The 297-nt window shown below is 74.1% G+C and carries 1 protein-coding gene; it reads right to left on the minus strand.

Annotation, left to right across the window (positions count from 1 at the left end):
• Window positions 1–36: 36 nt before the first annotated feature.
• Window positions 37–297 (minus strand): dihydrodipicolinate reductase C-terminal domain-containing protein (locus KVT44_RS55955; RefSeq protein ID WP_302832272.1); only part of this gene is annotated, 261 nt, incomplete at its 5' end.

The raw sequence follows: 297 nt of genomic DNA on the forward strand, positions 1-297 counted from the left end.
GCATGTCTGCCGGCTATCTGTTGTACGTCCCTCGGCTCAGCCGAGGTCCAGGAAGTGTTCCAGGCCGTAGGTGAGGCCCGGGGCGGTCACCACGCGGCGGACGCCGTGCAGGATGCCCGGCATGAAGCTGCTGTGGTGGAGGGAGTCGTGGCGGATGGTGAGGGTCTCGCCCTCCCCGCCGAGCAGGACCCCCTGGTGGGCGAGGAGCCCGCGCAGGCGGACCGCGTGCCCCGGGACGCCGTCGACGTTCGCGCCGCGGGCGCCGACCAGGGCGGTCGCCGTGGCGTCGGGCTGCGG

It is taken from the genome of Streptomyces sp. GbtcB7, from assembly GCF_019091445.1.
In the GTDB taxonomy this organism is placed as follows: Bacteria; Actinomycetota; Actinomycetes; order Streptomycetales; family Streptomycetaceae; genus Streptomyces; species Streptomyces mirabilis.